This window comes from Sediminicola luteus (assembly GCF_002514735.1).
Taxonomy (GTDB): Bacteria; Bacteroidota; Bacteroidia; order Flavobacteriales; family Flavobacteriaceae; genus HQA918.
The window spans coordinates 530,195-546,897 of the sequence record NZ_KZ300476.1 but is presented as its reverse complement, the minus strand read 5'-3'; the positions used below and the strand labels follow the sequence as shown (position 1 = coordinate 546,897).

Genomic DNA, 16,703 nt, shown 5'->3' with positions numbered 1-16,703 from the left:
CTTTTAAGGCTTCCATAAAAAACCAAAGACATTACATGAAGATCTGTATCATAAACGGCCCTAACTTAAACCTTTTGGGAAAAAGGGAGCCCGAGGTGTATGGCAGTACTACCTTCGAAGATTATTTTGCTGGCTTACAGGCCAAATACCCGCAATTGCAATTGGAGTATTACCAATCGAATATAGAGGGTGAACTTATAGATAAGTTGCATGAAGTGGGTTTTAATAACGATGGTATCGTACTCAATGCAGGGGCATATACCCATACCTCTGTGGGTATTGGCGATGCCGTTAAAGGCATAGAAACGCCGGTAGTAGAACTGCATATTTCCAATACTTATACCCGTGAAGAATTCCGTCATCAATCGTATATCGCTGCCGGGGCCGCCGGTCTAGTGATCGGTTTCGGGCTAAAAGGTTACGATTTGGCCTTAGAGAGTTTTTTAAGGTAGTCAAACCTTTTTATTTACCAGACCCATTAAACCAGACTATATGAAGACCTTATTAAGTAGTGTACTCGTAGTAGTACTATTTAGCCTGAACCCGGTGCTTTCACAAGAAAAGGTTCGGATAATTCCCCAACCCGCGAACATCAGCCAAAAAAACAGTGTGTTTCAATTGGATAGACAATTGAAACTGCATGTTAATGACATGCGTTTATTCGCCTTGGTAAATTATATCGATACGCAAGCGGTACAAGAAGATTTGGGAGGTGTTTTCGTGGTTTCCAAATCAGAAGATGCCCAGCTTAGACTCAAACTCGATAGTGGTAGACAAGATGTTAAAGGCGGCTATGCCTTGAAAGTAGACAAGAAGGGTGTAACCGTGCGCTCTTCTAACGAAACCGGTCTTTTTTATGGCCTGCAAAGTTTTTTTCAACTGATAGGAACAGACGGTAGCTTACCTTTTGTTACCATCAACGATGCCCCAAGGTTCGCATGGCGGGCCTTTATGTTGGACGAAGGCCGCTATTTTAAAGGAGCCGAACAGGTGAAAAAACTATTGGACGAGATGGCCCGTCTAAAAATGAATGTATTCCATTGGCATTTGGTAGATGATCAGGGTTGGCGCATCGAAATCAAAAAGTATCCATTACTTACCGAAATCGGGTCTACACGTCCGAGTACCCAGGTGGGGCCAGACCAATGGCGTAGTGAAATTCAATCTGGTGTGCCTCACGAAGGGTATTACACCCAAGAAGAAATCAAGGAAATCGTAAAATATGCGGCGGAAAGGCATATAACCATCGTACCGGAGATAGAGATGCCCGGACATTCATCAGCAGCCATTGCCGCCTACCCTTGGTTAGGGTCTTCTGGTAAAAAAATAGAAGTGCCTATAAAATTTGGTGTGAGTGAAGATATCTACAAAGTATCGGACCCTAAGGTGTATAACTTTCTAACCGATGTATTGGACGAGGTAATCGCCTTATTCCCATCGGAGGTGGTCCATATCGGGGGAGACGAGGCCAAATACGATCATTGGGAGAACTCTGCTGAGATAAAGGCCTATATGAAGGAAAACGGATTAAAGACTTTTGCCGATTTGCAAGTAGCTTTTACCAATCGTATCTCGAAGTATTTAGAAGGTAAGGGAAAGCGAATGATGGGCTGGAACGAGATTATGGGCCAGAACATACACGATTACCAATATAAAAAAGATGATGGGGCCGAAGAAGAATTGGCCAAAGGTACCGTTGTGCATTTTTGGAAAGGTAATATTAAACTAATGACCCAAGCGGCAGAAGAGGGCTATGATATCGTAAACTCGGCTAATTGGGCTACCTATTTAGATTATCCCTATGTGAGCATCTCATTGAAAAAAGCTTACGACTTTAATCCAATACCAGAGAAATTAGATACCAAATACCATAACCGTATCAAAGGATTGGGTTGCCAAATGTGGGGCGAATGGATCCCGACCTCTGGCTATATGGATTATATGGTGTTTCCAAGAATTGCGGCCTATGCCGAAGTTGGCTGGACGCCCAAAAAACAGAAAGATTTTGATGGTTTTGTGGCAGAGTTACCCAAGTTTATGGAGTTGTGGAAGTCCAAAGGCATATACCCGGCACCTTTGTCTAAGGCCAATAGAAAATAGCCCAGCCTATGAAGAAGGCTTATTTTAACTGGAGTACGGGTAAAGATTCTGCCCTGGCTTTGTATAAAATCCAACAAGGCTCCAAGCTTCAAGTCGACCGTTTACTGACCATCGTAAATACCGATTTTGATCGGGTGTCCATGCATGGATTGCGTAACGGGCTTTTAGAACGGCAAGCACAAGCCCTAAAGCTACCGTTACAAAAAGTAGCCTTGGCCGGAAACGTATCCATGGTTACCTACGATGCGGTTATGCGTAAAACCATGGAGGAGCTGTATTCAGAAGGCTATCGAGATACGGTTTTTGGGGATATATTTCTAGAAGACCTGCGGGCCTATCGCGATGGTAAACTGGCAGAGGTTGGTGTTAAAGGACATTATCCGCTTTGGAAAAAGGATACCAAAACCTTAATGACCGAGTTTTTAGACTTAGGCTTTAAGGCCATTACCGTTTGTGTAAATGCCAAGTTGCTCGATGCCTCTTTTTGCGGGCGCGAGTTGGACGCTTCGTTTCTTTCGGATTTACCAGATGGTATAGATCCCTGTGGTGAAAATGGGGAATTCCACACCTTTGTTTACGACGGCCCCATTTTTAATCGGGCCGTGGACTTTAAAATGGGTGAAATCGTTAAGAAAAGCTATACGCCTAGCTCAGATGGCGAAGATTGCTACCAAGTTGAGGTATCCTGGGACAATGCCTTTTGGTATTGTGATCTACTTCCTTGATCAGGCCTTTTCGGCCAGGGGCTTCAAGTACTTCTTATCTAACCAAAAAGTACCGAAAGGCAATAGCGAGGCCACAAAGGAAATAAAGAAGTTCTTCATGCCCCATTTGCTTTCCATGGTAAATAACAATCCTACGGCAACGAACAAAACAAAAAGGAGTCCGTGGGCGTAACCGATATAAATGTTGGGTTCTGGAATTTGAGCCAAATACTTTAAGGGCATCCCGATACCGAACAATAATAGGTACGAGATGCCCTCAAGTAGGGCTATGATCCTAAATGATCTTAGCATATGGTTTTCCTTAGAGGTGAATTACTTCGTCATAAGCATCGGCAACGGCTTCCATAACCGCCTCACTCATGGTAGGGTGGGGGTGAATCGCCTTTAAAATCTCATGTCCGGTGGTCTCCAGTTTACGTGCCACAACGGCCTCAGCGATCATATCGGTTACTCCGGCTCCGATCATATGGCAACCTAACCATTCGCCATATTTGGCATCGAAGATAACCTTAACGAATCCGTCAGGGGTACCGGCGGCTTTGGCTTTACCACTGGCAGAGAACGGAAATTTACCCACTTTAAGCTCGTAACCTTTCTCTTTGGCTTGTTTTTCGGTTAAACCGACAGAGGCCACTTCAGGAATACAGTAGGTACAACCGGGTATATTACCGTAATCGATGGGTTCTACATGCATGTTGGCGATTTTTTCTACACAAAGGATACCTTCGGCAGAGGCAACGTGTGCCAAGGCCTGTCCTGGAGTTACATCGCCAATGGCATAGTATCCTGGGATATTGGTTTGATAATAATCGTTCACCAAGATTTTGTCGCGATCGGTAATGATGCCCACATCTTCCAGTCCGATATTCTCGATATTGGTTTTGATACCCACAGCAGATAATACAACATCTGCCTCAATGGTTTTTTCACCCTTTTTGGTGTTTACACTTACGACAACCCCTTTGCCTGAAGTATCTACTTGGGTAACCTCGGCCGAGGTCATGATTTTTACGCCGGCCTTTTTAAAGCTGCGTTCCAATTGTTTCGAAACATCTTCATCCTCTACAGGAACAATGTTTGGCATATATTCTACCACGGTAACTTCACTACCCATGGCATTATAAAAATAGGCGAATTCGATACCAATGGCGCCACTACCTACAACGACCAATTTCTTGGGTTGCTTGGGCAGGGTCATGGCCTCACGGTATCCGATTACTTTCTTGCCATCTTGGGGAAGGCTTGGTAACTCGCGGCTACGGGCTCCGGTGGCAATGATAATATGCGAGGCACTGTATTCGCTCTCTTTACCATCGGCATCGGTTACGGCCACCTTTTTACCGGGTTTAACTTTTCCGTATCCGTTGATTACGGTAATCTTGTTCTTTTTCATCAAAAACTCGATACCCTTACTCATCGATTCGGCTACACCACGACTACGCTTTACTACGGCATCAAAGTCTTTATCTACATTGTCTACGGTTAAACCATAGTCCGATGCGTGCTTTAGGTATTCGAAAACCTGGGCCGATTTTAAAAGGGCTTTGGTGGGTATACAGCCCCAGTTCAAACAAATACCCCCAAGGCTTTCTTTTTCGATTATGGCTGTTTTCAAGCCCAATTGAGAGGCCCTAATGGCGGTTACATAACCTCCGGGGCCACTGCCTAATACGATAACATCGAAATTGCTCATATATATATGTTTTACTCGATAATCGAGATTAATTGTTTCGGATTTTCACTCGAAACTATTGGAATTTTTGGTTGCCAAGCTTAGGGCTTGCCTTAAGCTGGTATGCAAAATTAAAATTTGCAGCCCCAAAGGTACGAAACCAAAACGAAGTTTAATGGGGTGTAATACTGGTCACATCCAAACTGATCTTAAAAAGATGGGTTAATTTGAAGGTAAGGTCTTAATGGTAGTGGTAGTTACACTTTATTGTATGTCATCTTCCACCTAAATTATAGGCAGTGGGGGGGGCTGGATTTAGAACAAAAAAAGAGACCCTATTTAAGCTGGGTCTCTTTTTTAGAGGTAAATTCTTTTAGTTTTTACGCCCTTTTTTGGGCTTGGCTTTTGGTTTGCTTTTGGGTTTGGTCGCTGGCTTGTTGGCTGGTTTACTGCTAGGTTTTGATTTAGGTGTTTTGTTTGAGGGAACGGAAACCTTGTTATCCTTAACCTTAGAATCTTTACCTGCTTTTTCCGAAGCGGTTTTCCAGTTGTCGTCTACCTTTTTGCCAGTCGATTTGGTGTCGCCGGCTTTGGATTTGGCAGTTGCAGCCTTATCACTACTTTTTTTATACTGCGAAGGGTTTCTGGAATAATCTTTTTTGCTGTCTTTTCGTTGGATTTCTACGGCCGTTTTACTTTGCCTTACCGAGGTTCTGTTAAAAGTAATGTCTTTATGTACGTGCACGTTTACTTGGGTACGATAAACATTTCTCGGATGTGGCCGCCAAGGACGGTAATAGGGTGGGTAATACCCCCAATAGTAGGGCGAGCGCCATGGACGGTAAACTGGCCCCCAAAACCAGATGATTATGACGGGAGGACGTACATAAATCGGATGGACGATATAACCAGGGCCATACATATGTACATCGCCTACAACTTGTACGGTGGTTTCGCCTTTATCGTCTTTTTCCACATCTATTGTGGCTACGTCCTGAAACTGATTTTTACCGATTACGGCCTGAATGGTGACCACATGGGTATTGTCTTTGGAACTTTCCAATACACGTAAGTAATCGACTTCACCATCACCGTTAAGGTCTAGATTGGATATTTGGGTTTTAGGGTCGTTCAATCGTTTTTCGAAGTCTTCTAAGTCTTCTGAATCAGTAAAGACGGAGGCAACAGCTTCCAAGTCGAGATTTTCCCCTATGTTTTCATCAATAGCTTCAACCGTAGTAACGTCTTGTGCGAATAGCAAGCCATGGCCTAAGACCAGCAGAGATAGAAATAGGAAAAGTTTAGTGGTTTTCATTATAGTGTGCGTTTTGTTTTTGGACAGTAATGTCTTGGACTAATGTAATGAAAACCACGGGTATGAACAATGATTTTACCCTAACTTTTGCGCATAAAATACAAAAACATCCTTTTTTGTTCTGGTGTACTTAAATTGATGCAATAGCCCTCATGATTGATTGGCTAATTGGTGTTGAACATTTTCTTGTTGAAGGCCTCCGATTCGCCTTTGGGAATGGATAGGCTTTGCCATTGGGCTCCTTTTATACTTTTGCCTAAATACATAATTTGCCCAATATGGGATGGATAATGGGCTAGTTGCCTGAGCAAGGCTTGGGTAATAGTGTGTGCTTGTCCCCTTATAAAAACCTGCTTGTCCATGTTGTTTTGATTTATACTCTCCATGGCGTTGAATAAACAAGACCATCCGGTTTCCCAAGCCGCCAACATTTCAGCTTTGGTGCTATAGGGGGCTTCAAATTCCGTTTCCCGGTTACGCCAGTCTTTTTCCCCATCTTCGGTCAAAAAGTTGGTCCACCTACTAAGCATATTGCCAACCATATGTTTAACGATTAAGGCCACACTTAAATCGTCGGGTGCATAGGTAAAATGGATTTCTTGTTCGCTTAGTTGTTCAAAGGTACGTTCGCCCATGGTTTTAAAACGTTCGAATTCCTTTCTCGTGGTTTCTAAAAAATGCGGAATATAATCCAAGTCGGTTAGGTTTTAGTCATTTTGTTTGTTAAAGTGCAAACTGGCCGAATTTATACAGTAGCGCTGTCCGGTAGTTTCCCTGGGGCCGTCATTAAAAACGTGGCCCAAATGACCGCCGCAATTGGCACAGACCGTTTCGGTTCGGATCATGCCATGCGTAGTGTCTCGGATGTATTCAATGCTTCCGGGTTCGGCTTGGTCAAAAGCCGGCCAGCCACAGCCGCTATTGTATTTATGGGAACTTGCAAAAAGGAGGGTTCCGCAGCCCTTGCAATGGTATTTTCCGTCTTCGAAATGCAGGTCATACTCCCCAGTAAATGGGCGCTCCGTGCCTTTGTTCCTTAAGACATGGAAAGCCATGTCGTCTAATTGCTCTTGCCACTCTGCTTCCGATTTGTCGACTGGGTATTTACTCATTTTCTGGTACGAATTTAAGGGCGGCCCCATTAATGCAATGTCTTTTACCTGTGGTTTTTTTAGGCCCATCGTCAAACACATGGCCTAAATGTCCGCCACAAGTGGCACAATGTTCTTCGGTTCGGGCATATCCGATGTTATAATCTACATCAAAAGCCACATTGCCTTTAATCTCACGGTCGAAACTGGGCCAACCCGTACCGGATCTGAATTTGTGTTTACTCTTGAATAATGGGGTTTCACATGCCGCACAGACATAGGTGCCTTTGTCCTTATTTTCCAATAGCTCACTACTAAAAGCCCTCTCGGTACCAGCCCTACGCAACACATAATATTGCATATTAGTTAGTTCGGCTTTCCATTCGGCATCGGTTTTGGTAATAGGAAACTGTTTCTTTTCTTCCTTTTTCTCTTGGGCGATCCCTTGACAACTTATACATAATAAGGCTATGCCCATTAGTAACATCCGTTTCATAATCCTGTTTTTTTATTTTGACGACCTAGTCGGATAGACCTTTCAAAAGTATCCATAAAAAAGCCCGGCTGCTAGGGCCGGGCTTACAATCATCATCTTCATAGTTTAACGCAATCGCGTTACGGTTTCTTCGGTAACCCCTATTTTTTTCATGACCTCGGCCAAATTGCTTCGGTCCATTTTCCCAGATTGGGCAAATTCGCCCGGTACAATGGCTATTCTAAAAACTTGATCTTGGGTATCGCCATCGGGCAGGGTACCTAGGTCAAAATCGGCCTCCAGGAACAAGTTTACATCTAAAAAGGTGTGGTCATAATTATATTGTAATAAGCCTTGGTCTAAAATTCGGGTTTGGGGTAACAAGCGCCAAACATCTACGGGCTCACCGTCGCTGCCATCAATGGTTTCCCAAAGTAAATAGACCAATACCAAATCGGCCTCAAAGACCTCTACGGTATTTGGGAATTCATATAAAGTAGCATAATCGTTAGCGGCATTGAAATCGACTTCTATTTCCAAAACTTGGCTTAGGGCGGTAGCGCCATCGGCACCGTCGGCACCATTAATACCGTCGAATCCGGGAGGTCCAGGAGGTCCGGCCGGACCTTCACAAGCGATAAAGCCTAAAGAGGCGAAAAGTATAACTAGGGTAAAAATCTTTGCTTTCATAACTTTTGGTTTTTGTCGTTTCACATCATTGGGGCAGCTTTATAGGTGCAATGTCCCAGTTTCAATTAGTAATAACCAAAAAGGATGCCAAAAATTATTTTGCAGTAAAACAAACCGGTGGTGCCAAAGGTCGAATTGGGATAGGTTCTTCGTTTTGGTATCAGATAATTTTGTAATTTCAGCTCGGAAAAATACTAACCTTAAGGTGTTGCTTTATGTGGCTTAATCCTTAATATTTAATGAATTACAAGATGAAGAAAATTGCATTGGCCCTCATGGTGTTTTTAATGGTGGCAGCCTGTAAGACGAATCCGTTTACGGGAAAGAAGATGTTTAATATGCATAGCAATAGTTCTATTTTCCCTACGGCTTTTGCGCAATACGATCAATTTCTAAATGAGAATAAAGTAATTGAAGGTACTGCAGATGCGCAGATGATCGAAAGGGTAGGGAAGAAAATTGCTTCGGCGGCCGAACGTTGGTTTAATGCCAATGGGTACCCGGGCTATCTGAAAGATTACCGTTGGGATTATAACTTGGTAGACGATAAAACGGTTAATGCTTGGTGTATGCCAGGGGGTAAAATCGTTTTTTATACGGGTATCTTACCGGTTTGTCAAGGAGAAACAGGGGTGGCCGTGGTAATGGGTCATGAGGTAGCCCATGCCTTGGCCGATCATGGCGCCCAGCGTATGAGTGCCGGTACCCTACAGCAAATTGGCGCTGTAGGCGTGGCAGTGGCCACTAGTGGTCAAACTGCGGCCAACCAAGATATGTGGATGCAAGCCTACGGTTTGGGTTCTCAAGTAGGAGGGATGTTGCCCTTTAGTAGGGGACACGAATCGGAAGCCGATAAAATTGGGTTAACCCTCATGGCAATTGCGGGTTACAACCCCGATGAGGCAGCCGAATTATGGAAACGTATGAAGGCCAGTGGAGGTGAAGCCCCGCCGGAAATCATGAGTACGCACCCTTCTAATGATACGCGTATTGCCAATCTTACCCAATGGGCGCCGAACGCCAAAGCCGAAGCTGCAAAATTTGGGGTAACCACCTTTAAATAGTTTGTGGCAACCCGCAGATATCCGAATCTTATTGGTTAAAGACTAAAGAATAAAGACTAAAGAATAAAGACTATTGAAAACAAGGCGCTTACATTTTATTCGTCCGTAAACCAATCCGAATCCGAAATAGTTGTCTTCTTTGGTTTAATCAAGTGTTTTGTGTAAAACGAAATCATTAAACGTTAAAGGTCTAAAAGTCTATTTTCTTTATTCTAGAAGTGAAGCGTTCTCGTTTCTAACATTCGGTCACGAATGGTGGCTACTAAGATATATTGTATATTGGGCCGCTGCTCGTTTTCGGGTAGCGGCTTTTTTGTGGCTTGGTCATTAGGCTAAGTCGCCAATAACCAAAACCATACAGATGCAAAGAGAACCATTGGCTAAAGGCAGTAAAAAATTGTTGAACGCCTGGGCCTTTTACGATTGGGCCAATTCGGTCTACACCTTGACCATCGCTTCTTCGATTTTCCCTATTTTCTATTCGGCCCTGTTCGTGTCTACCACAACCGAGCTTAAAACCGTTTGGGCTTTTGGTATGGAGTTCAAAAGCACGGCCTTGATCACTTTTGTTACCGCGTTTACCTTTTTGGTGGTGGCCGTAAGTTCGCCCATTATGTCGGGTATTGCCGATTATGTGGGAAATAAAATGAATTTTTTAAAATTCTTCTGTTATGTTGGTAGTGTAGGTTGTATTGGGCTGTATTGGTTCGATATTACTCCGGATAAGATCCATTTGAGCCTGTTGTTTTATTTTATGGGCCTAATTGGGTATTGGGGCAGTTTGGTGTTTTATAACTCTTATTTGCCCGATATCGCTTTTCCCGAACAACAAGACGGAATTAGTGCTAAGGGCTTTTCTTTAGGATATTTTGGCAGTGTCTTGTTGTTGGTACTTAACCTTTTGATGGTTATGTTTCCGCAATGGTTTGGTTTTGATTTGAGCATCGACCCTGCGATTCTGGCCAATGGTTCGGAGGCCGAGATTGCCGCAGCCCAAAAATCTGTAAAGGATGCGGCTTCTTTCGAGGCTATGAAAATATCTTTCGTCACCGTTGGGATTTGGTGGGCTTTGTTCAGTCAATATACGTTCTATTATTTACCAAAAGGTACCTCGAATGGTGAAAAGGTTACCCGGGCCATCTTCTTTAACGGGTTACGCGAGTTAAGAAGTGTTTGGGCCCAATTGCAGACCGATCTACGGTTAAAACGCTACCTGTACGCTTTTTTCGTATTCAGTATGGCCGTGCAGACCATTATGCTTATCGCTGTTTATTTCGGGGAGGAGGAAATTGCCTGGGGAGGCGATGGTGAAAAAACCATGGGGCTTATCGTAAGTATTTTGGTAATCCAGTTAGTGGCCATCTTGGGCGCCTATCTTACCTCGAATGCTTCGGGTAAATATGGGAATATAAAAACCTTGATTGCTGTAAATGGGGTATGGATGGGATTGTGCTTTTATGCCTACTTTATGGAAACACCCTTGCAGTTTTATGTTGCCGCGGCTATTGTAGGCTTGGTTATGGGGGGCATACAGGCCTTGGCCCGTTCTACTTACTCTAAATTTCTGCCTGAAACGGAAGACACCACTTCATATTTTAGTTTCTACGATGTGGCCGAAAAGATCGGTATTGTTATCGGGATGGTCATTTTTGCCTTTATCGATCAAATAACCGGCAGTATGCGTAACGGTATTTTGTTTTTGTTCCTTTTCTTTTTGTTCGGTATTGTGTTATTGTACCGGGTACCAAAAGATAGGCAGGGGTAGTATGTTGGTTAGTCGGTATTAAAAAAAACATAGAAAATAGAACATAGAAAATAGACAATAATCAATAATCAATAAAAAAGCTTCCCGAAGGAAGCTTTTTTAATTACTTGTTTTGTCTGCTTTTAGCTCCGGGAAACATCGCCGGAACCAGATACTTTGCTGTCTATTTTATCGGGGTTGCCACGATAATGCACATCGCCAGATCCCGAGACACGGGCTTTTAATAAGCCACTGGCGCTTACCCGAACATCGCCTGATCCGCTTACGGCACTGGTCACGTTTTCGGCCCTTAAGTCAAAGGCGTGTATGTCGCCACTACCGGCTACTTTGGCTTCAAAATCTTGGGCAGTACCCTCTAAACGTAAGTCGCCAGAACCTGAAACGGCGGCGGACACCGATTGGGCATCTACTTCCAAGGTAATATCACCGGAACCGGCTACGGCGGTATGGAATTTATTGGCTTTGATCAAAGTCTTACCTACAATATCGCCAGATCCCGAAAGGGTAGCGGCAGAAATATCTTCAATTGGTACGGTAATCGATAAGGCTTTACTTTTCCAGTTGGATGGACGTAGCTCTACGTTATTTTTGGTCTTAATGATCAGTTTTCCATCCTTTACCTCAGTCTTAATGTGCTCCAATAAGTTGGATTCTCCCTTTAAGGTCAGTTCGCCTTCGGTTCCGGCTACCAAGTACACATCGAAGTTTCCGGCTACGGCTACTTTGTCATAATCGCCCACCGAACGTTCGATCTCGGTAACGTTTCCATTGCCTTTGATGTGTTTTCCCCACCATTGGGCATGTAGCATAACACTGCTCAAAAGGGCCAAGGTTAAAAGTGTTGTCGTTTTTTTCATGATGTAATTGTATTAAGGGTTGATTGATTACAAGGGTTATTAATTTTGATAAAAGCTAACGCTGCCGTATTCGCTGTTGATGGACATATGGTTGTTGCTGTTGCTAGAACCGTAATAGCCTTTGTAGTAGCGTTCCGAAGAGCGTTCTTTGCTGATGTTTATCTCAAAATCGTCTTTACCTTTTACGCCGGCATATTCGGTACGGATCTCAAAGGTGAATTCGTATTCAGGCGCATAGCCTATTTTTACTCCGGTATAATCCGATCGGATGCTTACATCGCCGGCATTGGCGGTAAGTTCCTCGATTTTTAGGGAACCGTAATCAGATACGATATCCAAATTGCCATTCACTTTTCCAATCCTTGAGCTTAGATAACTTCCGTTACCATCTATATGGTTAACCTTTCCGATTTCGATGCTACCGTAATCACAGTGGTACTCCAAATCGTCCATTTCTATGACCTTCGAATTGGTATAGTCGGCATTGATATCCAAGTTTCCGGCTTTTTCAATGGTAAACCCTGAATAATCGGCATTGATCTTACCACTGTTCATATAGCCGATTTTAGATTTTGAGGTATAATCGAAGTTCAACTGGTTCTCCCTGCCACGTAGTTCCCCAATATCTAAACGACCATAATCACAACTTATTCGGGCGTGCCCGTCTATACGATCCAAGATAATGGCGCCATAATCGTTGGAGAGCGAAACACTGTTCTTTACGGGTACTTTAATGTTATAATCAATACGCATGCTAACATTGTTGCGCCCCCAGTTCCAGCCCCAGCTTTTGTTTTTGGAGAAGATGGTCTTGGCATAAACCTCGGATGGCGAGCTTTCGAAATCTACATCGATACTGTGTAGTTTTTTCTCGACTTTTTCTTCACTGTTGCCACTAACGGTAATCCGTACTTCTATCACTACTTTGTTTTGGTCCCAAGACGTAATGTTCAGGTCGCCGTAGCTGTTGCTCACTTTTAAGAGCGCGGTCGGGTTTACGGTATACTCTTTCTTAAGGGTCTTTTCGCGTTCGTACTTGCCTTTAAGCTTGCCGGTATTGGCCGTAAGCAGTAGCGGGGTAACGAGCGTTAAGAGGGTTAGGGTAGTTTTATATAATATCGCTTTCATCGTTAAGTTTGTTATACATTTTTATTTCCTCTATTTGTTCCATCACGTTTTCCAACAGGTCTATCCTAGTCTGGAAGTTGGTGATCATGGCACTGAGCAACAGTTTTGGGTTGCCCTCGTCTAAGAGGTCTTGTTCTAATTTTTCATAGTCCTTTTCCAAGTTTTCCAATTGCGCAAGCGCATCGTCGATTACTTGGCGGGTTTCAGGAGTGGCCTCGGTCTCGAGTTTGGCGATTTCCCTTTCGATGAGCCCGGCATAGTAGTTCTTGGTGTTCGAAACCTCAGGGGCGGTCTCTGCCAATTGTTCGTCCGTGCTTTGGGGTTGCATCGTAAAAAGGAGGCCTGCTGCCACTAATATGGCTATAGAAGCGGCAATGGAAAGGGGTTTCCAAAGTTGTCTTTTGGGCTTTTGGGTAACGGCCGTACCCTGGGCCTGAGCCAGTTTGTCCAAGAATCGCATTTCGTGCCCGGCCGGTGTGGCCTCGGTGTCGAAATGTTCCCGTAGATCCTCGAACATTTGGGTTATGTTGTCTTTCTCTTCCATCATTACTATTGTTATACCAGTTGGGCCATTTTCTTTCGTAAACTGTCCTTGGCCCTGGATATGGTGGTACGGCAATTGGCGTAACTCATATCCATAATCTGGCTTATTTCGTCATAATCGTATCCTTCGATCAAATGAAGGGTCAAAGAAACTCTATAGTTCTCCTTGAGTAGGTTCATGGTTTGAAGTACTTTTTGAGCCTTTCGTTCCGTCTCCCCATAATCCTGGGAGCCTACATCATCATCTTCGACCCTATATAAATGATCTTCCAGCGATGTGCTGTTTTCTTTTTTACGTTTGTTGTACCGCTGTATACTGTTGTTTACCACAATGCGTTTTAACCAGGCCCCGAAGGTAACCTCCCCTTTAAAGCTATGCAGTTTAGAAAAGGCGCTTAAAAAAGACTCTTGCATTACGTCCTCGGCTTCCATACTATCTTTTACGATCCGTAGCGAGGTGTTGTACATGGCTTTCTGGTATTTTTGATATACCTTGAATTGCGCGCTTTGCTTTCCTGCTAAACACTGTTGTAACAGAACATCGATATGTTCATTTTGCTGGCTCAAAAAGTAATTCTTTACCCTAAAGATGCGGCCTTTTTTCCTTTGTTACAGTTTTCTTGAAAAAAAATCATTGTGGCATAGCCTTTGCCCTTTCCATAGCGAAATATATGCCCCCAAATACCGTTTTTAGTAGCTTGAGGGGACTTAACCAATAATGAAGAGGGTCGGTAGTCGTTTGGTAACTGACAGATTGGCCGACATATTAGCTATGGGAGATTCTAAAATCATACATATTGACAGCATGTCATTGCAGGGCTTGGATCAAGATGAGGAATTGATTCCGTTAATGACCCCTGAAGATGAAGAAGAGATAAACAACGAACCCTTACCGGAAACCTTGCCGATCTTACCTTTGCGTAACACGGTTCTTTTTCCCGGGGTGGTTATTCCGATTACGGCCGGAAGGGATGCCTCCATCCAATTGATCAACGATGCCAACAACGGTTCTAAGGTCATTGGTGTGGTGTCGCAAAAAGATGAGGCGGTAGAGAATCCGGGCTTGGCCGATATCAATACCTTGGGTACGGTAGCCCGTATCTTAAGGGTGTTGAAAATGCCCGATGGCAATACTACCATTATCATTCAGGGTAAAAAACGCTTCGAATTGGCCGAGCTGATTACCGAGGAGCCCTATATGACCGCCACGATACGTGAAACGGTAGAAGTAAGGCCAGAGGCCGAAGATCCGGAATTCATGGCCATAATCGATGGTATCAAGGAAATTGCCCTGCGTATTATAAAAGATAGTCCGAATATACCTTCGGAGGCTTCCTTTGCCATTAAAAACATTCAGAGCAATTCGTTTTTGGTGAACTTTGTGTCGAGCAACCTTAATGTGGGGGTGGCCGACAAGCAGGAGTTACTCGAGATCGGGGATCTGCAAGAACGGGCTTTGGCCGCCTTAAAGCATATGAATATGGAGCTTCAGAAATTGGAGCTTAAAAACGATATACAGTCTAAGGTACGCAACGATCTCGACCAACAGCAACGGGAGTACTTCCTGCATCAGCAGATGAAGACCATCCAAGAAGAGTTGGGCGGGGTGTCTTATGAAGAAGAGATTGACGAAATGCGGGCCCAGGCCAAAAAGAAAAAGTGGGGCAAAAAGGTAAACGAGCACTTTAATAAAGAGCTGGCCAAAATGCAGCGCATGAACCCACAGGTGGCCGAGTACTCCATTCAGCGTAATTATCTAGAGTTGTTTTTGGAGTTGCCTTGGAATGAATTTTCAAAAGACAAATTCGACCTCAAAAAAGCCCAAGAGATCTTAGATCGCGACCATTACGGTCTAGAAGATGTAAAAAGGCGCATTATAGAGTATTTGGCGGTATTGAAGCTGCGGAACGATATGAAATCGCCCATTTTATGTCTGTATGGCCCTCCCGGCGTGGGTAAAACCTCCTTGGGTAAATCGATAGCCGAATCCATGGGACGCGAATATGTGCGTATGTCTTTAGGTGGTTTGCGCGACGAGGCCGAGATACGTGGGCACCGCAAAACCTATATTGGGGCTATGCCCGGTCGCATTCTTCAGAACATCAAAAAAGCGGGTACTTCGAATCCGGTTTTCATTTTGGATGAGATCGATAAATTGTCCAGTAGCCACCAAGGCGATCCTTCCTCGGCCATGTTAGAGGTATTGGATCCCGAACAAAATAGCGAGTTCTACGACAACTTCTTGGAGATGGGCTACGACCTCTCTAAGGTGATGTTTATAGCTACGGCCAACAATCTAGGCAGCATTCAGCCGGCCTTACGCGACCGTATGGAGCTTATTAATGTAAGTGGGTATACCATTGAGGAAAAAGTCGAGATCGCCAAGCGCCATTTGTTGCCCAAGCAATTAAAGGAGCATGGTTTAAAGGCCAAGGATCTTAAGTTAGGGAAACCCCAGTTGGAGAAGATCGTGGAAGGTTACACCCGGGAATCTGGCGTACGAACCTTGGACAAGCAAATTGCCAAAATGGTACGTTATGCGGCCAAGAACATCGCCATGGAAGAGGTGTACGACGTCAAAGTGTCCAATGCCGATATTGAAACCGTATTAGGACCGGCCCGTTTAGAGCGCGATAAGTACGAGAATAACGATGTGGCCGGTGTGGTAACCGGACTCGCCTGGACCTCGGTCGGGGGTGATATTTTGTTTATCGAATCCCTTTTATCCAAAGGTAAAGGCGCGCTGAGCATTACCGGTAATTTAGGCAAGGTCATGAAAGAGTCGGCCACTATTGCCATGGAGTATATAAAGTCGAATGCCGAAGTATTTGGTATACCGGTCGAGGTGTTCGATAAGTACAATGTACATATTCACGTTCCTGAAGGGGCTACCCCGAAAGATGGACCTAGTGCCGGTATTACCATGCTGACCTCTTTGGTGTCGTTATATACCCAGCGCAAGGTGAAGAAAAGTTTGGCCATGACCGGTGAGATTACCCTACGGGGTAAGGTGTTACCGGTTGGGGGTATCAAAGAAAAGATTCTAGCCGCCAAAAGGGCCAAGATCAAAGAAATCATACTTTGTGCCGATAACCGTAAAGACATCTTGGAGATTAAAGAAGAATATCTAAAAGGACTAACCTTTCATTATGTAACCGAAATGAGTGAGGTGATCGATATAGCGGTTACCAAACAAAAGGTGAAAAATGCTAAAAAACTATAAGCGGTCAGTAATGGAATAGCCCCTGAATGAAAAAGGAAAACCTGATTTTTTTCAT

The 16,703-nt window shown here is 44.0% G+C and carries 17 protein-coding genes; 6 read left to right on the top strand and 11 right to left on the bottom strand.

All coding sequences use genetic code 11. From position 1 onward, the window contains the following. Positions 1 to 35: 35 nt before the first annotated feature. The 3 genes from aroQ to B7P33_RS02155 are packed head-to-tail and all read left to right on the top strand — an operon-like array spanning position 36 to position 2,825. A complete protein-coding gene (gene aroQ, locus B7P33_RS02165) occupies positions 36 to 452 on the top strand; it encodes a type II 3-dehydroquinate dehydratase (RefSeq protein ID WP_097440761.1) in 417 nt (138 codons plus the stop codon). 40 nt (positions 453 to 492) lie between these two features. Beyond that, positions 493 to 2,100 carry a beta-N-acetylhexosaminidase gene (locus tag B7P33_RS02160; RefSeq protein WP_097440311.1) on the top strand — a complete coding sequence of 536 codons (1,608 nt, stop codon included), beginning with the start codon at positions 493 to 495 and terminating at the stop codon, positions 2,098 to 2,100. 8 nt (positions 2,101 to 2,108) lie between these two features. Beyond that, the gene (locus B7P33_RS02155) at positions 2,109 to 2,825 is read left to right on the top strand and encodes a Dph6-related ATP pyrophosphatase (RefSeq protein WP_097440310.1); all 717 of its coding nucleotides are present in this window, start codon (positions 2,109 to 2,111) and stop codon (positions 2,823 to 2,825) included. On the opposite strand, the gene B7P33_RS02150 is transcribed toward B7P33_RS02155, so the two are convergent. The 7 genes from B7P33_RS02150 to B7P33_RS02120 all read right to left on the bottom strand — a co-directional run bounded on the left by B7P33_RS02150 (position 2,826) and on the right by B7P33_RS02120 (position 8,068). After that, a complete protein-coding gene (locus B7P33_RS02150; RefSeq protein ID WP_097440309.1) occupies positions 2,826 to 3,116 on the bottom strand; it encodes a DUF3817 domain-containing protein in 291 nt (96 codons plus the stop codon). Between the two features lie 10 nt (positions 3,117 to 3,126). Further along, a complete protein-coding gene (gene lpdA / locus B7P33_RS02145) occupies positions 3,127 to 4,518 on the bottom strand; it encodes a dihydrolipoyl dehydrogenase (RefSeq protein ID WP_097440308.1) in 1,392 nt (463 codons plus the stop codon). 352 nt (positions 4,519 to 4,870) lie between these two features. Further along, positions 4,871 to 5,812: a hypothetical protein gene (locus B7P33_RS02140; protein ID WP_097440307.1), complete on the bottom strand. Its 942-nt coding sequence runs from the start codon at positions 5,810 to 5,812 to the stop codon at positions 4,871 to 4,873. 164 nt (positions 5,813 to 5,976) lie between these two features. Further along, a complete protein-coding gene (locus tag B7P33_RS02135) occupies positions 5,977 to 6,507 on the bottom strand; it encodes a DUF1572 family protein (RefSeq protein ID WP_097440306.1) in 531 nt (176 codons plus the stop codon). 12 nt (positions 6,508 to 6,519) lie between these two features. Beyond that, entirely contained in the window at positions 6,520 to 6,924 is a 405-nt protein-coding gene (gene msrB, locus B7P33_RS02130; protein ID WP_097440305.1) for a peptide-methionine (R)-S-oxide reductase MsrB, read from the bottom strand. Continuing rightward, a complete protein-coding gene (msrB, locus tag B7P33_RS02125; RefSeq protein WP_097440304.1) occupies positions 6,917 to 7,399 on the bottom strand; it encodes a peptide-methionine (R)-S-oxide reductase MsrB in 483 nt (160 codons plus the stop codon). Before msrB (B7P33_RS02125) ends, msrB (B7P33_RS02130) begins: the two co-directional genes overlap by 8 nt. Positions 7,400 to 7,504: 105 nt before the next feature. Then, positions 7,505 to 8,068, bottom strand: a complete 564-nt coding sequence (locus B7P33_RS02120; protein WP_097440760.1) for a hypothetical protein — start codon at positions 8,066 to 8,068, stop codon at positions 7,505 to 7,507. A gap of 251 nt (positions 8,069 to 8,319) precedes the next feature. On the opposite strand from B7P33_RS02120, the gene B7P33_RS02115 reads away from it, so the two are divergent. Continuing rightward, the gene (locus B7P33_RS02115) at positions 8,320 to 9,132 is read left to right on the top strand and encodes a M48 family metallopeptidase (RefSeq protein ID WP_097440759.1); all 813 of its coding nucleotides are present in this window, start codon (positions 8,320 to 8,322) and stop codon (positions 9,130 to 9,132) included. A gap of 361 nt (positions 9,133 to 9,493) precedes the next feature. Next, positions 9,494 to 10,897 (top strand): MFS transporter, encoded by a 1,404-nt coding sequence (locus tag B7P33_RS02110; protein WP_097440303.1) that lies wholly within the window; start codon positions 9,494 to 9,496, stop codon positions 10,895 to 10,897. Positions 10,898 to 11,019: 122 nt separating this feature from the next. Here B7P33_RS02110 and B7P33_RS02105 read toward each other — a convergent pair whose 3' ends face one another. From B7P33_RS02105 to B7P33_RS02090, 4 genes are read right to left on the bottom strand one after another with little or no spacing between them, the layout of a single operon-like run. Beyond that, positions 11,020 to 11,754 (bottom strand): head GIN domain-containing protein, encoded by a 735-nt coding sequence (locus B7P33_RS02105; protein ID WP_097440302.1) that lies wholly within the window; start codon positions 11,752 to 11,754, stop codon positions 11,020 to 11,022. Positions 11,755 to 11,793: 39 nt separating this feature from the next. Next, positions 11,794 to 12,882: a hypothetical protein gene (locus B7P33_RS02100; protein ID WP_097440301.1), complete on the bottom strand. Its 1,089-nt coding sequence runs from the start codon at positions 12,880 to 12,882 to the stop codon at positions 11,794 to 11,796. Next, complete coding sequence (locus B7P33_RS02095) at positions 12,863 to 13,429, bottom strand: hypothetical protein (RefSeq protein ID WP_245871605.1); 567 nt, start codon at positions 13,427 to 13,429, stop codon at positions 12,863 to 12,865. The genes B7P33_RS02100 and B7P33_RS02095 overlap by 20 nt, the downstream gene beginning before the upstream one ends. 8 nt (positions 13,430 to 13,437) lie before the next feature. Beyond that, positions 13,438 to 13,992: an RNA polymerase sigma factor gene (locus tag B7P33_RS02090; RefSeq protein WP_097440300.1), complete on the bottom strand. Its 555-nt coding sequence runs from the start codon at positions 13,990 to 13,992 to the stop codon at positions 13,438 to 13,440. Between the two features lie 205 nt (positions 13,993 to 14,197). Here B7P33_RS02090 and lon point away from each other — a divergent pair, with 205 nt between their 5' ends. Continuing rightward, positions 14,198 to 16,648 (top strand): endopeptidase La, encoded by a 2,451-nt coding sequence (gene lon / locus B7P33_RS02085; protein ID WP_097440757.1) that lies wholly within the window; start codon positions 14,198 to 14,200, stop codon positions 16,646 to 16,648. Positions 16,649 to 16,703 lie beyond the last annotated feature (55 nt).

Excerpts from the sequence above, each read along its gene's own strand:
- aroQ (WP_097440761.1), top strand. The coding sequence starts at position 36 with ATGAAGATCTGTATCATAAACGGCCCTAACTTAAACCTTTTGGGAAAA.
- B7P33_RS02160 (WP_097440311.1), top strand. The coding sequence starts at position 493 with ATGAAGACCTTATTAAGTAGTGTACTCGTAGTAGTACTATTTAGCCTG.
- B7P33_RS02155 (WP_097440310.1), top strand. The coding sequence starts at position 2,109 with ATGAAGAAGGCTTATTTTAACTGGAGTACGGGTAAAGATTCTGCCCTG.
- B7P33_RS02150 (WP_097440309.1), bottom strand. The coding sequence starts at position 3,116 with ATGCTAAGATCATTTAGGATCATAGCCCTACTTGAGGGCATCTCGTAC.
- lpdA (WP_097440308.1), bottom strand. The coding sequence starts at position 4,518 with ATGAGCAATTTCGATGTTATCGTATTAGGCAGTGGCCCCGGAGGTTAT.
- B7P33_RS02140 (WP_097440307.1), bottom strand. The coding sequence starts at position 5,812 with ATGAAAACCACTAAACTTTTCCTATTTCTATCTCTGCTGGTCTTAGGC.
- msrB (WP_097440305.1), bottom strand. The coding sequence starts at position 6,924 with ATGAGTAAATACCCAGTCGACAAATCGGAAGCAGAGTGGCAAGAGCAA.
- msrB (WP_097440304.1), bottom strand. The coding sequence starts at position 7,399 with ATGAAACGGATGTTACTAATGGGCATAGCCTTATTATGTATAAGTTGT.
- B7P33_RS02120 (WP_097440760.1), bottom strand. The coding sequence starts at position 8,068 with ATGAAAGCAAAGATTTTTACCCTAGTTATACTTTTCGCCTCTTTAGGC.
- B7P33_RS02115 (WP_097440759.1), top strand. The coding sequence starts at position 8,320 with ATGAAGAAAATTGCATTGGCCCTCATGGTGTTTTTAATGGTGGCAGCC.
- B7P33_RS02110 (WP_097440303.1), top strand. The coding sequence starts at position 9,494 with ATGCAAAGAGAACCATTGGCTAAAGGCAGTAAAAAATTGTTGAACGCC.
- B7P33_RS02105 (WP_097440302.1), bottom strand. The coding sequence starts at position 11,754 with ATGAAAAAAACGACAACACTTTTAACCTTGGCCCTTTTGAGCAGTGTT.
- B7P33_RS02100 (WP_097440301.1), bottom strand. The coding sequence starts at position 12,882 with ATGAAAGCGATATTATATAAAACTACCCTAACCCTCTTAACGCTCGTT.
- B7P33_RS02095 (WP_245871605.1), bottom strand. The coding sequence starts at position 13,429 with ATGATGGAAGAGAAAGACAACATAACCCAAATGTTCGAGGATCTACGG.
- lon (WP_097440757.1), top strand. The coding sequence starts at position 14,198 with ATGGGAGATTCTAAAATCATACATATTGACAGCATGTCATTGCAGGGC.